Below are 12,820 nucleotides of genomic sequence, written 5' to 3'. Positions count from 1 at the left end.
GCGGAATCAAGGTGGCGGGTGCGCGGGGCGCCTTTGCGAATGCGGGAGGCGATTGGCAACAATGCGACTTACGGAACCGAGGGCGGCACAAGTCTTGAATGTGGCGATGATCTCACTGCTGGGCATCATCTTCCTCGGCTTCTTCGCCCGGGAGACCGCCAGCGAGTTCACTCAGGTTCAGCGGGTCTATCTGTCGCTTCCGCATGAGGCGCGGGAACACATCCATCGGTTCGCAAGAATGCTAGTCATGCTCATCTTCGGCCTGATCCAGGCTTGGCGATTCGTCGGCGGCTTGCTGGCTTCGAAACGACGACCCGCGCTGGCCTGACCTCGGCTTCACCCATCCCCCCAACGAAAAACGGCCGCCTGGTCCTCCAGGCGGCCGCTCTGCAATCGGAACTGCCGAAACCTTTAGTGACCGGCGTCGGCCGGCTTGGCGGCCTTGTCGTCGGCCTTCTTCTCGGCCTTGGCCATCGCCTTGTGGTGGTGGCCCTTGTGATGATGGCCTTTGCCCTTCATGTCGCCCTTGTCCATGGCGGCGTCCTTGGCGGCCAGCTCGCTATAGGGAATGGGCGCGGAGGGCGGCTCCTGGGCGAAGGCCGCCAGGGGTGCGGCAATCAGGACCGTGGCGCTGAGGCCGGCCAAAACAACCTTCAAGGACATATGAGCTTCCCCATCTTTGCCCGGCCCGATCTGGCCGGCTGCGCTGAACATGGCGCCCACCCAAACGCTTGAACAGAGCGAATGGTCCACAAAGGTTGAAAAATCTTCAGGTTTCGGAGCCTTCCGGCTCGCGGAAATAGGGCTCGACGGCGCCCTGCAGCTTGATGGTCATCGGCTGGCCGCGGCGATCCTTGGCCGCGCCGGCGGCCAGGCGCACCCAGCCCTCGCTAACGCAGTATTCCTCGACATTGGTCTTCTCGACGCCCTTGAAGCGCACGCCGACCCCGCGCTCCAGGACCTCGGCGTCGTAGAAGGGGCTGTCCGGGTTGACGGAGAGGCGGTCGGGCGGGGTGTCGGTCATCGGGTAACTCATAGGAATTGGCTGGCGCGCCGAAGCGCTCGGCGGCCGTGATAGTCGCCCAGCGCATGAATTCCAATGGCGCAGACAGCGATGGAAAAGATGAAATCTGGCGATGGAGCAGAAACGCCGGCTACTCCGTGCGCGGCACGATGCCGGTGCGGCGCGCTTGCACGCGCATGAGGAAGCGTTGCTTGATGATGCGGAAAAGGGCCGGCGGCAGCATGCCGAAGGCCACGCTCTCTGGACCCTGCCCAGGTCGAGGACGCAGATCCGGGCCCGGCCAGATGAAGCTGTTGCCTTCGCTGACCACGATCCAGGATCGGTCGCTATCGAGGCCGAGGCGTAGCTTGGTCGCCTGGGGCAGTTCGATGGCGTCCGCTTGATCTGAGGGCGGCGAATGCGTGATCGGCAGGACGTAGACCGTCTTGTCGTCGTTCTCCGCATCGACCGCGACGACAATGGCGCACGGGCGATCCTTAACACCCTCATCCTGGCCGGCGTCGTGTTCTCGTCGCCAGAGATAGGCATAGCGGATGACGAGCCCCGGCCGCGGATCAGGCCAGGTCACAGCGCCGGGTCGGCGAGTTCATCGTCCAGATGAGCGTATTCGGCCGGGACCTCGGCCTCGGCGATCAGCTCCAAAACACGGTCGGGCAGTTCGGCGGACTGGAAAACCTGCCGATCGCGCCGCTTCAGCCGCTCGTATTCGCTCGCCGAGACGACGACGAGTCGGTCGCGGCCATGCTTGGTGATCGTCACCGGCTCGGCGAGGGCTTGGTCGGCGAGCCTGCTGTAGTGCTTGATGAAGTCTGCCGTCGAAACGCGCATGCCGGCTCCACATTCAATGAGTTATATGTATAACTCATGTTTCGCGCGGAGGCGAGCGGCGCAGCAGGGATGCGACGCTCAAGCCTGCCGGTAGCTCAGATAGCCGCGCTCGACCATGCGCCGCATGGCCTCGTAGGCCTCGGTCAGCTCTTCGAACGCCAGGCGCAGCTGGGCCAGGCGCGCGGTCTGCTCGGGGGTCAGGGAATGGCCGGATTCGGCCGCGGCCATGGCGGCGCCGACCCAGGCGGCCCGGGCGCAGGCGGTGGCGACCGCCATGCGCTGGAACTTGTGGATGTCGACCTGGCCCAGGGCCTGGCCGAGAATGTCGCGATTGGAGGCGAAGGCGGTGTAGTCGATCTGCTCCAGCTGGCCGCGCAGACGGCGCTGGACCTGGGGATCGTCGTCGAGCTGGGGCTCGAAATGCTCGCCCGAGCGCCTGGTGCTGGATGTCCGCGTGACAGACATGGCCGTCTCTCCCGGCGCCGCGCCCTGTGAACGGGACGACGCCGATTTCAGCCTATCGCCGCCCGCTTAATTTAGGGTTGCGCAGACCTAGGCCGCCTCGTCCGACCCTGCGTCGCCCTCCAACCCGTCCTCGGCCGCCCACTTCATGGCGAGGCCGCTCAGCCCGTCGAGCACCCCGTTCAGCTCCGAGCCGCGCTCGGTCAGGGAATAGGTCACCGCCGGCGGGATGGTCGGCCTGTAGTCGCGGTGTACAAGCCGCGCCGCCTCCAGCTGGCGCAGGCGCTCGGTCAGCACCTTGGAGGAGATGCCCGGCATCTGGGCCTTGAGCGCGCCGAAGCGCAGGGCGCCCTGGCTGCGCAGCAGCCACAGGATGTAGGTCGTCCAGGGCCCCATCAACTGGCGGAGCAGCCCGTCCATGGGGCACTGGGTGTGAAGCTTGGCCTCGCCGCGCGACATTTCGAAAAAATCTCCTTTAGTTACTATATAGTGCCTACTTCCCTTTTGTAACCACTCTCCCATCTACCCGTCGCAAGGCCGACCGGCGGCGCGGACAGACCGCGCCCCGCGCGGCGCCAGACAAGGATTTCGAGGGTATCATGGCCAAGATCGGCATCGTTTATTTCAGCGGCTACGGCCACACCGCCAAGCAAGCCCAGGCGGTCCATGAGGGTGCAGCCGGCGTCGACGGCGCCGAGGCGACCCTGATCGAGATCGGCAAGGACGGCAACCTGCCCGAGGGGGCGTGGGACGTGCTGGCCGCGCAGGACGCGATCATCTACGGCACGCCGACCTATATGGGCGGCCCGGCCTGGCAGTTCAAAAAGTTCGCCGACGACAGCTCCAAGGTCTGGTTCACGCAGGGCTGGAAGGACAAGGTCGCCGCCGGCTTCACCAACTCGGCCTCGGTCAATGGCGACAAGGGCTCGACCGTCGCCTACCTGATCACCTTCGCCCTGCAGCACAGCCAGGTGTGGCTGGGCACGGGCGTGATGCCGTCGAACAAGAAGGAACATGGGCCGGACGACGTCAACTGGACCGCCGGCTTCGGCGCGGCCCTGGCCGTCTCGCCGTCCGACGCCTCGCCGGAGGAAGCCCCGCGCAAGGGCGACCTGGAAACCGCCCGCCTGCTGGGCGCCCGCGTCGCCGGCTATGCGGTGCGCACGCGCTAGGCGGCCCACGAGCTTCATCCCGGGGCGCTCCGTCCGTGGCGACAAGCCGTGCGAGCGCGCCATTTGCGGCGGCGTTGGCGACCGCCGCGGCCCGCCCGGCGGGCGCCTCGGGATGGGGGACTATCGCTCGGCGACCATCAGGGCCGCCGGCTGCGGCGCCGCGACCGGCGCGGCCGGCGGCTCGAGCGCATCACGCTCGGCCAGCGCCTCGCGGATCCCGGCATGGCGCTCGGCGGTCAGGCCATAGCCCAGGATCACCACCGCGGCGGTGAGGCCGAGGATGCCCGGGGCGAAGGCGAACACGCCCTCCAGCCCCAGCAGCGACTGGGCGCTGTTGTGGGTCGAGGCCGGGTTGAAGCCGATCGCGGCCAGGAACCAGTAGGAGCCGATCACCGACACCGCCGCGCTGATCTTGCCGTTGGCCAGGGACAGGGCGAACAAAAGGCCCGTGCGGTCGGCCCCGGTGCGCAGCCGCTCCTGGTCGGCGACGTCGGCCAGCATGGAGCGGATCAAGAGCGCCGCCGAGGAATAGGGCAGGCCGGCCAGCGCGATGGCGAGGATCATGATCGGCATGTCGCCGGGGGGCGGCAACAGCGCCGAGCTCTGGGTGACCACGTAGAGGGCGGCGGCCAGGGCCAGGGCCTTGTGCTTGCCCATCCGCCGCGCCAGCCACAGCCATACCGGCCCGCCACCCAGCGCGCTGAGGAAATAGACCAGCAGCAGCACCTCGGACTCGCCTTTGGTGAAGCCCTTGATCTGCTCCAGATAGAAAAACACGATCGCGCCGGTGAGACTGCTGGCCAGGCCCAGCAGCTGGTCGACCGCCAGCAGCCTCAAGGCCGTCCCGTTGCGGAAAATGGCCAGATAGTCTCCCAGGCCCGCGCGCTCGGCCCTGGGCGGAGCTTGCGGCTCGCCGATCAGACCCAGCGGCAGGCCGAAACAGAGCGGGATCAGGGCGACGGTGAGCCAGCCTATCGCCCGCATGCCGCCGCCGCTGCCCACGTGCAGCAGCTGGCTCAGGAGGGCCGGCAACAACAGGACCAGGATCAGGCCGCCGACGGTGAGGGCCTGGATCCAGGCATAGGTGCGCGAGCGGCCGTCGTAGCTGGTGTTCAGCACCGCGCCCCAGGCCATGTGCGACAGCCCGCCCATGGAAAGGCCCAGATAGACGACCAGAAGCCAGGCCCAAAGATAGACCGGCCCCACGCCCTTCTGCGCCATGAACAGCATGTAGACGCCCAGCGCGATCACCGGCGCGGCGGCCGCGAGCCAGGGCCGGAAGCGGCCCCAGGGCGTGCGGGTATGGTCCATCAAGGCCCCGACCAGGGGGTCGACGCCGATGTCCAAGAGCCTGACCAGGCCGAACACCGAGCCGACCAGGGCCAGGGAAAGGCCGAGGTCGTTGCTGTAGTATTCGGGCAGGAACACCACCAGCGGCATGCCGAGCGTGGCCATGGGCACGGACGGGGCGGAAAACGCCGCCAGCTTCGTCCAGCTCAGATGCCGGGTTTCGGTCATGACGCCTCGGAAAAAATGACGCCCCAGTCAACCTGTCCCCCGGGTCGGCGGCAAGTGACAAAGGAGACAGGTTTGCGTCGGAGAATTCGCCCCTGCGGCGACGAAACCCGCGCCTTTCCTCCGCTTTCGGTGTATGGCGTGCCGCAAGACGAGGCCGACAGCGCCTCCGCCGCGCTTATGCGCGCGCCCTGACCGGGCTGCGCGATGCGGACAAGATCGACAAAGGACCTTTGATGCCGTTTCCCCCGAGCCATGCCGCGCTCGACCTCGCCCTGTCGGAGCAGGGCTATGCCGAACCCACCCCGGTCCAGGCCGCCGTGCTTGAAGACGGCGCGCGGGACCGCGACCTGCTGGTTTCCGCCCAGACCGGTTCGGGCAAGACCGTGGCCTTCGGCCTCGCCTTCGCCTCCAGCCTGATCGGCGAGGCCCCGCGCCTGCCCCCGACCCGGCCCCTGGACCAGGGCGGCGCGCCGCTGGCCCTGATCATCGCCCCCACCCGCGAGCTCGCCCTGCAGGTGAGCCGCGAGCTGACCTGGCTCTACGCCAAGGCCGGAGCGGTGATCGCCACCTGCGTCGGCGGCATGGACCCTCGGAAAGAGCAGCGGGCGCTGGCTTTCGGCTGCCATATCGTGGTCGGCACGCCCGGGCGCCTGTGCGACCACCTGGAGCGCGGCAATCTCGACCTCTCCGGCCTGAAGGTCGTGGTGCTCGACGAGGCCGACGAGATGCTGGACCTCGGCTTCCGCGAGGATCTCGAGGTGCTGCTGGACGCCGCGCCAGCCGAGCGCCGCACCCTGCTGTTCTCGGCCACCATCGCCAAGGATATCGCCGCCCTGGCGCGCCGCTACCAGCGCGACGCGGTGCGCATCGACACCATCAACCGCGACGAGCCGCACCGCGACATCGACTATCGCGCCATCCGCGTGGCGCCGAACGAAGTGGAGAAGGCCGTCGTCAACGTGCTGCGCTATTTCGAGGGCGGCGGGGCGATGGTGTTCTGCTCGACCCGCGAGGCGGTGCGCCACCTCTACATGTCGCTGCGCGAGCGCGGGTTCGCCGCCGTGGCCCTGTCGGGCGAGCTGTCGCAGAAGGAGCGCACCGACGCCCTGCAGGCCCTGCGCGACGGTCACGCCAAGGTCTGCGTGGCCACCGATGTCGCCGCCCGCGGCCTCGACCTGCCGGACCTGGCCCTGGTGGTTCACGCCGACCTGCCGGTCAACCGCGCCGGGCTCCTCCATCGTAGTGGGCGGACTGGCAGAGCCGGGCGCAAGGGCGTCTCGGTCCTGATGGTCCCCTATCCGCGCCGCCGCCGCGCCGAGCAGCTTTTGGCCTCGGCCAATATCGAGGCGGCCTGGGCCAACCCGCCCACCGCCGAGGAGATCCGCCAGCGCGACCAGCAGCGCCTGATCGACGATCCCATGCTGGCCGAGCCCGCGGCCGAGGAGGACCTGGGCCTGGCCCGCGCCCTGCTCGAGGCCCGCGGGGCCGAGCAGATCGCCGCCGCCCTGATCCGCCTGCACCGCGCCAGCACCCCGGCCCCGGAAGAGCTGTTCGACGCCCCGGCGGACGACTTCCAGCGGCGCGAGCGCGGCAAGCCCTACGACCCCGCCGGGCGCGAGCGCGCGCCTGTGGACTATGCCCGGGTCGAGAACGGCGCCTGGTATCGCCTGCCGGTTGGCCGCAGCGCCAACGCCGACCCCAAGTGGCTGATCCCGCTGATCTGCCGCCTGGGCCACGTGACCAAGAAGGACATCGGCCAAATCCGTATTTTCGACCGCGAGACCAAGTTCGAGATCGCGCCGGACGCGGAAGCCCGCTTCACCGCCGCGCTGAAGAGCCAGAGCGACGAGAAGATGCGCATCGAGCCCGCCGGCGCCCCCACCGGCAAGGGCGCCCCGCCCCGCGGCGGACGCCCGCCGCACAAGCCGGATCGGCGCGGGCCGCCGCCCAAGAGCGAGGACCGGCGCGAACGCCCCCCGGCGCGCCCGGAACGCGGCGACTACAAGGGCAAGGGCAAGAACAAGGGCGGCAAGCCCTGAGCGGGTGCGACCATTTTGCCACGACATAACGCCGATATGAAAATTTTCGTTAGATCGGCGTCAACCGCACCTTTGATAGCCTCACCTCAGTGCGCATATCACCTCCACCTCCCCACGGCCGCTGATTCGTCGACGGTCGAAGCCCCCAAAGCCCCATGTTTTCGACCGTGTCCCTGCGTCCCGAGCCCCTGACTGGCGCGCCCATTGCCGGCGCCTACGGCTTCGTGCGCCGTGCGAGCCGCGAGGCGCTGCGGCTGTTGGTCGTGGGCGTGGGCAGCCTGTTGATCGCCGCCGGCTTCGTCCTGGCCCTTCTGCCCGGGCACCTCGGCCTGCCGCTCTTGGTGATCGGGCTGATCCTGGTGCTGCGCAACTCGCCCAAGGCCCGCCGCCAGTTCATCGAGCTGCAGCACCGCCACCCGCGCATGGTGTTCCCGGTCCGCCGGCTGATCCGCCGCGAGCCCGAGGTGTTCCCGGTGCTTTGGCAACAGGCCCTGCGCCTGGAGCGCCTGATCGTCCCCCCGACCTGGCGCCGCGCCGGCCAGCTGCGCCGACGGTATCTGCGGCGTCGGGCTTAGGATCGAGTTTCATAAATCCGCTCATCCCGGCGAATGCCGGGACCCAGATCCTATGGCGCGGTCTTTTGGCCTGCGGTCACGAGATAATATCAGTCCGTTCGGAGCTTTATGATCTGGGTCCCGGCATTCGCCGGGATGAGCGGTTTTGGGGGTGGAGATTCCAACAAATCCCAAGCCGTTCTAAGCCCCCTTCACCTTCAGCCGCCCGCCGCCCAGGACCTCGGTCACCTGGACCCGCGCGCCCTTGCCGAGGGCCTGGTCGTCCTCGGCGTCGGCGGCCCATTCCGAACCGTCGACGAACACCCGGCCGCGGCCGTGGCTGAAGGCGTGGGCCACTTCGCCGGTGCGGCCGATCAGGCGCTGGACCTTGTCGTTGACGTCCGGCCCCGGCATGGCCGCCGCCGGCTTCAGGAACCGGCGGCCGAGATAGGTGGTGGCGACGGTCAGGAGGGTGAAGGCGATCACCTGGCCGATCCCGCCGATGGGCGTGACCAGGGTCAGCACCGCCACCGCCCCGGCCGAAGCCGCCGGCCACAGGAGGTAGCCGGAGCCGGTGGACAGCTCCAGGACCAGCAGCAGCGCCCCGGCTGCGATCCAGTCCCAGAACGGATGGCTGAGCACGAACATCTCTGCGGTCTGCATCGGGTCTAGAGCCTCATCCTCTGCTTCCTTGCAGCTCTATTTTAGCACACCGCTTTTCAGGTCCCCCGCGGTGGCGCGGCCGGCCGCGGCGGCGGCGCACGGCCGGCCTCCTCGGCCGCGGTCTTGGCCAGGGTCCCGACGCCGGCGATGGTGCCGATCAGGGCGGCCATGTCGGCGGGGATGATCACCGTCTTCTGCTGCGGGCTCTCGGCCAGCTTGCCGAAGGCCTCCACATATTTCTGGGCGATGAAGTAGTTGATGGCGTTGACGTCGCCGCGGGCGATGGCCTGGGAAACCATCTCGGTGGCCTTGGCCTCGGCCTGGGCCAGGCGTTCGCGGGCCTCGGCGTCGCGGGTGGCGGCCTCGCGGCGGCCCTCGGCCTGCAGGATGGCGGACTGCTTGGCGCCTTCGGCCCGGGTGATAGCGGCCTGCTTCTCGCCCTCGGCCTCGGTGACCACCGCCCGCCGCTCGCGCTCGGCCTTCATCTGCCGGGCCATGGAGTTGGAGATGTCCGGCGGCGGCTTCAGGTCCTTGATCTCGATCCGGGTGACCTTGACCCCCCACGGCTCGGTCGCCGCGTCGATGGCGGCCAGAAGCTTGGTGTTGATCGAGTCGCGCTGTGAGAGGACGTCGTCCAGGTCCATCGAGCCGACCACGGTCCTCAGGTTGGTCATGGCCAGCTGGCCGATGGCGTAGGGCAGGTTGTCGACCCGGTAGGCGGCGTTGGAGGCGTCGATCACCTGGATGAAGACGATGCCGTCGATCTGGACGGTGACATTGTCCTTGGTGAACACCTCCTGCTGCGGCACCTCCATGACCTGTTCCATCATGTTCATGCGCCGGCCGATGGTCTCGAAGAACGGCGTCAGGATGGTCAGGCCGGGCTTGAGCGTACGGCTGTAGCGGCCGAACCGCTCCACCGTATATTCCCGCCCCTGCGGCACGATCTTGATCGCCCCGAACACGACGAACACCGCCAGCGCGATCAGGACCAGCAGCACGAACGGACCTAGGACCAAGACGATGCCTCCGCTCAACCTTTGGGTATGTTTTGGAGAGGGTAGCTCAGGCCGTGGATCAGCGCTATCTCCTCAATTGGAATCGTGACGAGGCACTACACCCAACGAACATTGGACTCCATCTTCAGGAACCGGGAATGTACGGGATTGCAACCCTCGAATGGAAAAGGCCGATCGCAGCCAGTCCAGAACTGTTTACGACGATAGAGCAAATCGTGCGCGACTACATCTTGTCCTGTTCGGAAAAATGCGTCTCTAGCGCCGGTCTCTCATACGCTGAGATTTTTGACCATAAAACAGCTGAAGCAAAGTATGACGAAACGAACGATTATAAATATAAAGAGATTGCAAGAAAGCTTGCGCTGATACAAAAATATCATTGGGATGTAGAGATTTCTCAAGGAATAAAAATAAAGTCGATATCTACAGAAGAAATACTAAAGATCCCAAATGCCGGGGACGAATCGATATTGTCAGCAGAAATTGAAAACGCGTCAACCGACTATTCTGTTTCAATTAAAATTGAAAATAGTCAGTTTAGTCCGTCGTGTCGGCTTAGAATGCAAGGCCCCTTTGAGCTAATCTATCGCTTCAAGGGCGATGTGACCCAACGACTGAAGGCCGTGACGCGGCCGTGGTGGATAGCCCGCAATGGCCTCTTCCTGTTCTCGGCATTGTGCGCAACAAGCTTTGCCGCCGGCCTAGGCATAAATCGCATATTTTCGAGCCCTAAAGACGAAAATATTCAGTATTTTCTACTGCTATGCATCCCAATTTTTTCAATGATCGCAGTATCAGCGGCGATACCAGAAAAGGGACCATGGAACTGGATGTTTCCTAAAGCTGAGTTTATTTTTGGCGGTGGCGTTCACGACGCCGACCGACGCAGAAACATCCGAAAACTGCTCCTAGTTTTACCCATCACCCTTGTGGAAATACCTATATTGGTAAATATTATTTCGAGCCATGCCAAAATCTGAGGGCTCCGCGCCCCTCACTCCCCCGCCAGCCCCGCCACTAGCGCCCGGCCGCGCTCCGCCGCGCGGGCCTCGGCCCTCCGGCTCTGGGGGCTGCAGGCGGGGTAGGCGGATTGGGCGGCGGCGTAGCCGGTGTTGAAGCTGTCCTTCAGGCGATGTTCCAGGACCGGGTCGGGCTGTTCGGCCTGGAGCAGGCGGTACATGCGGGTGCGCCAGAACTGGTCGGCCTGGCCCTCGCAGGCCTGGCGCAGGGCGTGGCTCTGGCCCAGCACATAGGCGAGGTCGGCCAGGGCCTGGCGGTCCTCGGCGCTGCGCTCGGCGGCGAGGGCGGGGGCGGCGAGGCTGAGGGTCAGGGCGAGGATGGCGGCGGCCAGAGCGCCGTTTTGAAAATTGAACGGCCCACGGCCAGTGCGTGGTTCGAGACGCGTCCCAGGCGGGCCGCTCCTCACCATGACGAGGTTTTTTGCAGCCCACCCAAGCCAGTCATGGTGAGGGCTCGCGCAAGCGAGCGTCTCGAACCACGCATCGGCGGCGGGGCGGTCGTGGGGAGAATCGGGGGCAAAGGCGGAAACACGCTTCATGGCGAGGCCAGTCTAGCCGCGCGGCGCACCAGCAGCACCAGTCAATGCAGCCTGGACCGCCAGCCCCCGCTTGACGCCCCAAGGTCAACCTCAGCACCCTCAGTCCCGACCGACCGGCGCGCCACGACGCCGGCGGCGTCAGGGAGACGCGCCATGGACCAGACCTTCGCCGCCGAGGTCGACGCCCAGTTCATCGGCAGGGTCTCGCCGACCGCGCCTCGGATTCAGGCGGGCGGGCATCCCTGTCAGGGGATCTACTGGACGCCCAAGGGCCGGCGGCCGAGCTCGGCCCTGATCGCCACCCACTACAATGTCGATTTCACCGAGCACTACGCGGCGCCCTATTTCGCCCGGCGCGGCTTCGGCTTCCTGGGCTGGAACACCCGCTACCGCGGGGCCGAGGACCAGTTCATCCTGGAGCACGCCCTGATCGACATCGCCGTCGGCGTCCGCTGGCTGCGCGAGGAGGCGGGGGCGGAGCGCGTCGTCATCCTGGGCAATTCCGGCGGGGGCTCGCTGATGGGCGCCTACCAGGCCGAGGCCATCGCCCCGACCCTCAGCGGAAACCTGAAAGGCGCCGGCGCCGAGGCCCTGGCCGCCCTGCCCCGGGCCGACCTCTATGTCTCGCTGAACGCGCACAAGGGCCGACCCGAGGTACTGACCGACTGGATGGACGCCTCGGCGGTGGACGAGTTCGACCCCACGAAGACCGACCCGGCGCTCGATCCCTTCGACCCGGCCCACGGCCCGCCCTATTCGCTTGCGTTCATCACCCGCTATCGCGCCGCCCAGCGGGCCAGGAACCAGAGGATTACCGACTGGGCCAAGGCCGAGCTGGCCCGGCTGAACGCGGCCGGGGTCCCCGACGCCCTGTTCCCACTCTACCGCGTCTGGGCCGACCTGCGGTTCATGGACCCGGCAATCGACCCCTCCGACCGCCCCTGCCCCGGCTGCTATCGCGGCCATCCGCGCGAGGCCAACAAGTTCCCCGGCATCGGCCGGGCCAACAGCCTGAAGACCTGGCTGTCGATGTGGAGCCTGGAGACCTCGAAATGCCAGGGCGGCGCCCAGCTGGCCAAGTTCGACCTGCCGGCCCTGGTGGTGCAGTCCACCGCCGACATGGGCGTGTTCCCGTGCGACGCCAAGGCGATCTTCGAGGCGGTGGCGTCGAAGGACAAGCGCCTGGAGATGATCCCCGGCGCCCACTATTTCGAGGACAGCGAGGCGCACCGGGAGGCGATGGCGGACCTGGTGAGCGGGTGGATCCGGGAGCGGGGGTAAAATATACGGCTCGTCCCCGCGAAGGCGGGGACCCAGATTCATCCACCGGCTTGGCGAGGCCGCCCCTGGATCCCCGCCTTCGCGGGGATGAGCGGATTTGAAAGCTACTCCGCCGCCCGCGCCACGGCCTTGACCCCCGCGGCGTTCACCGGCGCGTGCCTCACGTCGCTTTCGTCGAAGTCCTTGGTCCAGCAGGCGAATTCCAGGCAGACCCCGTCCGGGTCGAAGAAATAGACCGAGCGGACGAACACGCCGGGGTGCACCTCGCGGCTGACCTGCCACTCGGAATCGTCGTGGTTGAGCACCGGCGAGACCTCGATGCCCTTGGCCTTCAGCTTGTCAACATAGTCGTCGAACTTCTCCGCCGGCACGTTGAAGGCCACGTGGTTCATCGAGGCGTGGGCGGTGACGAACTGGCCCCCGCCGGGCAGGCTGCCCGGGTTAGAGATCCCCGGCACGGCCTCGGGCGCATTGGGGAACCAGAAGAAGGCCAGGCTGTCGCCGTTGCCGATGTCGAAGAAGAAATGCTGGCCCGAGCCGCCCGGCAGGTCGATGGTCTTGATCAGCGGCATGCCCAGGACATCGCGGTAGAAGCGCACCGTGCGCTCCATGTCCTTGCAGACCAGCGCCAGGTGATTGAGGCCCCGGAACTCGAACTCGGTGTTTTCCCGCTTGGCCATGTAGCGTTTCCTCGCGTTTCTT

Annotated in this window: 17 protein-coding genes; 6 read left to right on the top strand and 11 right to left on the bottom strand. The window is 66.9% G+C overall.

Translation table 11 applies throughout. The features are described from left to right. The first annotated feature begins 94 nt into the window (after positions 1–94). The gene (locus KCG34_RS21570) at positions 95–328 is read left to right on the top strand and encodes a hypothetical protein (RefSeq protein WP_211937660.1); all 234 of its coding nucleotides are present in this window, start codon (positions 95–97) and stop codon (positions 326–328) included. Between the two features lie 83 nt (positions 329–411). Here the strand turns inward: KCG34_RS21570 and KCG34_RS21565 are convergent, their stop codons facing one another. From KCG34_RS21565 to KCG34_RS21540, 6 genes are all read right to left on the bottom strand, one after another. Then, complete coding sequence (locus KCG34_RS21565; RefSeq protein WP_211937659.1) at positions 412–663, bottom strand: hypothetical protein; 252 nt, start codon at positions 661–663, stop codon at positions 412–414. 106 nt (positions 664–769) lie between these two features. After that, the gene (locus KCG34_RS21560) at positions 770–1,024 is read right to left on the bottom strand and encodes a DUF3297 family protein (protein ID WP_211937658.1); all 255 of its coding nucleotides are present in this window, start codon (positions 1,022–1,024) and stop codon (positions 770–772) included. Positions 1,025–1,154: 130 nt separating this feature from the next. Further along, positions 1,155–1,592: a growth inhibitor PemK gene (locus KCG34_RS21555; RefSeq protein ID WP_211937657.1), complete on the bottom strand. Its 438-nt coding sequence runs from the start codon at positions 1,590–1,592 to the stop codon at positions 1,155–1,157. Continuing rightward, complete coding sequence (locus tag KCG34_RS21550; protein ID WP_211937656.1) at positions 1,589–1,852, bottom strand: type II toxin-antitoxin system Phd/YefM family antitoxin; 264 nt, start codon at positions 1,850–1,852, stop codon at positions 1,589–1,591. The genes KCG34_RS21555 and KCG34_RS21550 overlap by 4 nt, the downstream gene beginning before the upstream one ends. Positions 1,853–1,930: 78 nt before the next feature. Continuing rightward, entirely contained in the window at positions 1,931–2,317 is a 387-nt protein-coding gene (locus tag KCG34_RS21545) for a hypothetical protein (RefSeq protein WP_211937655.1), read from the bottom strand. An 87-nt stretch (positions 2,318–2,404) separates the two neighbouring features. Further along, positions 2,405–2,773, bottom strand: coding sequence for a winged helix-turn-helix transcriptional regulator (locus KCG34_RS21540; RefSeq protein WP_211937654.1), 369 nt, complete (start codon positions 2,771–2,773; stop codon positions 2,405–2,407). A 140-nt stretch (positions 2,774–2,913) separates the two neighbouring features. Between KCG34_RS21540 and KCG34_RS21535 the strand changes: the two genes are divergently transcribed. Then, entirely contained in the window at positions 2,914–3,486 is a 573-nt protein-coding gene (locus KCG34_RS21535; RefSeq protein ID WP_211937653.1) for a flavodoxin family protein, read from the top strand. A 120-nt stretch (positions 3,487–3,606) separates the two neighbouring features. Here the strand turns inward: KCG34_RS21535 and KCG34_RS21530 are convergent, their stop codons facing one another. After that, positions 3,607–5,004 (bottom strand): MFS transporter, encoded by a 1,398-nt coding sequence (locus tag KCG34_RS21530; RefSeq protein ID WP_211937652.1) that lies wholly within the window; start codon positions 5,002–5,004, stop codon positions 3,607–3,609. A 233-nt stretch (positions 5,005–5,237) separates the two neighbouring features. On the opposite strand from KCG34_RS21530, the gene KCG34_RS21525 reads away from it, so the two are divergent. Both KCG34_RS21525 and KCG34_RS21520 read left to right on the top strand, forming a co-directional pair. After that, positions 5,238–7,043 carry a DEAD/DEAH box helicase gene (locus tag KCG34_RS21525; protein WP_211937651.1) on the top strand — a complete coding sequence of 602 codons (1,806 nt, stop codon included), beginning with the start codon at positions 5,238–5,240 and terminating at the stop codon, positions 7,041–7,043. A gap of 155 nt (positions 7,044–7,198) precedes the next feature. Continuing rightward, positions 7,199–7,618 carry a hypothetical protein gene (locus KCG34_RS21520; protein ID WP_249138109.1) on the top strand — a complete coding sequence of 140 codons (420 nt, stop codon included), beginning with the start codon at positions 7,199–7,201 and terminating at the stop codon, positions 7,616–7,618. A 180-nt stretch (positions 7,619–7,798) separates the two neighbouring features. On the opposite strand, the gene KCG34_RS21515 is transcribed toward KCG34_RS21520, so the two are convergent. Both KCG34_RS21515 and KCG34_RS21510 read right to left on the bottom strand, forming a co-directional pair. Continuing rightward, positions 7,799–8,260, bottom strand: a complete 462-nt coding sequence (locus tag KCG34_RS21515) for an NfeD family protein (RefSeq protein WP_211937650.1) — start codon at positions 8,258–8,260, stop codon at positions 7,799–7,801. 56 nt (positions 8,261–8,316) lie between these two features. After that, the gene (locus tag KCG34_RS21510) at positions 8,317–9,261 is read right to left on the bottom strand and encodes an SPFH domain-containing protein (protein ID WP_376788227.1); all 945 of its coding nucleotides are present in this window, start codon (positions 9,259–9,261) and stop codon (positions 8,317–8,319) included. A gap of 71 nt (positions 9,262–9,332) precedes the next feature. Here KCG34_RS21510 and KCG34_RS21505 point away from each other — a divergent pair, with 71 nt between their 5' ends. Next, a complete protein-coding gene (locus KCG34_RS21505) occupies positions 9,333–10,259 on the top strand; it encodes a hypothetical protein (RefSeq protein ID WP_211937648.1) in 927 nt (308 codons plus the stop codon). A 14-nt stretch (positions 10,260–10,273) separates the two neighbouring features. On the opposite strand, the gene KCG34_RS21500 is transcribed toward KCG34_RS21505, so the two are convergent. Continuing rightward, complete coding sequence (locus KCG34_RS21500; RefSeq protein ID WP_211937647.1) at positions 10,274–10,708, bottom strand: TIGR02301 family protein; 435 nt, start codon at positions 10,706–10,708, stop codon at positions 10,274–10,276. Positions 10,709–10,990: 282 nt separating this feature from the next. Here KCG34_RS21500 and KCG34_RS21495 point away from each other — a divergent pair, with 282 nt between their 5' ends. Then, positions 10,991–12,118 (top strand): alpha/beta hydrolase, encoded by a 1,128-nt coding sequence (locus KCG34_RS21495; RefSeq protein WP_211937646.1) that lies wholly within the window; start codon positions 10,991–10,993, stop codon positions 12,116–12,118. 104 nt (positions 12,119–12,222) lie between these two features. Here KCG34_RS21495 and KCG34_RS21490 read toward each other — a convergent pair whose 3' ends face one another. Continuing rightward, positions 12,223–12,798 (bottom strand): VOC family protein, encoded by a 576-nt coding sequence (locus KCG34_RS21490; RefSeq protein ID WP_211937645.1) that lies wholly within the window; start codon positions 12,796–12,798, stop codon positions 12,223–12,225. Positions 12,799–12,820: the final 22 nt, after the last annotated feature.

This window comes from Phenylobacterium montanum, from assembly GCF_018135625.1.
Taxonomy (GTDB): Bacteria; Pseudomonadota; Alphaproteobacteria; order Caulobacterales; family Caulobacteraceae; genus Poindextera; species Poindextera montana.
This window is presented reverse-complemented; position numbering and strand designations above follow the sequence as displayed.

Coding starts and splice junctions, on each gene's coding strand:
- KCG34_RS21565 (WP_211937659.1), bottom strand. CDS start 663: ATGTCCTTGAAGGTTGTTTTGGCCGGCCTCAGCGCCACGGTCCTGATT.
- KCG34_RS21560 (WP_211937658.1), bottom strand. CDS start 1,024: ATGACCGACACCCCGCCCGACCGCCTCTCCGTCAACCCGGACAGCCCC.
- KCG34_RS21550 (WP_211937656.1), bottom strand. CDS start 1,852: ATGCGCGTTTCGACGGCAGACTTCATCAAGCACTACAGCAGGCTCGCC.
- KCG34_RS21545 (WP_211937655.1), bottom strand. CDS start 2,317: ATGTCTGTCACGCGGACATCCAGCACCAGGCGCTCGGGCGAGCATTTC.
- KCG34_RS21540 (WP_211937654.1), bottom strand. CDS start 2,773: ATGTCGCGCGGCGAGGCCAAGCTTCACACCCAGTGCCCCATGGACGGG.
- KCG34_RS21535 (WP_211937653.1), top strand. CDS start 2,914: ATGGCCAAGATCGGCATCGTTTATTTCAGCGGCTACGGCCACACCGCC.
- KCG34_RS21530 (WP_211937652.1), bottom strand. CDS start 5,004: ATGACCGAAACCCGGCATCTGAGCTGGACGAAGCTGGCGGCGTTTTCC.
- KCG34_RS21525 (WP_211937651.1), top strand. CDS start 5,238: ATGCCGTTTCCCCCGAGCCATGCCGCGCTCGACCTCGCCCTGTCGGAG.
- KCG34_RS21520 (WP_249138109.1), top strand. CDS start 7,199: ATGTTTTCGACCGTGTCCCTGCGTCCCGAGCCCCTGACTGGCGCGCCC.
- KCG34_RS21515 (WP_211937650.1), bottom strand. CDS start 8,260: ATGCAGACCGCAGAGATGTTCGTGCTCAGCCATCCGTTCTGGGACTGG.
- KCG34_RS21500 (WP_211937647.1), bottom strand. CDS start 10,708: ATGGTGAGGAGCGGCCCGCCTGGGACGCGTCTCGAACCACGCACTGGC.
- KCG34_RS21495 (WP_211937646.1), top strand. CDS start 10,991: ATGGACCAGACCTTCGCCGCCGAGGTCGACGCCCAGTTCATCGGCAGG.
- KCG34_RS21490 (WP_211937645.1), bottom strand. CDS start 12,798: ATGGCCAAGCGGGAAAACACCGAGTTCGAGTTCCGGGGCCTCAATCAC.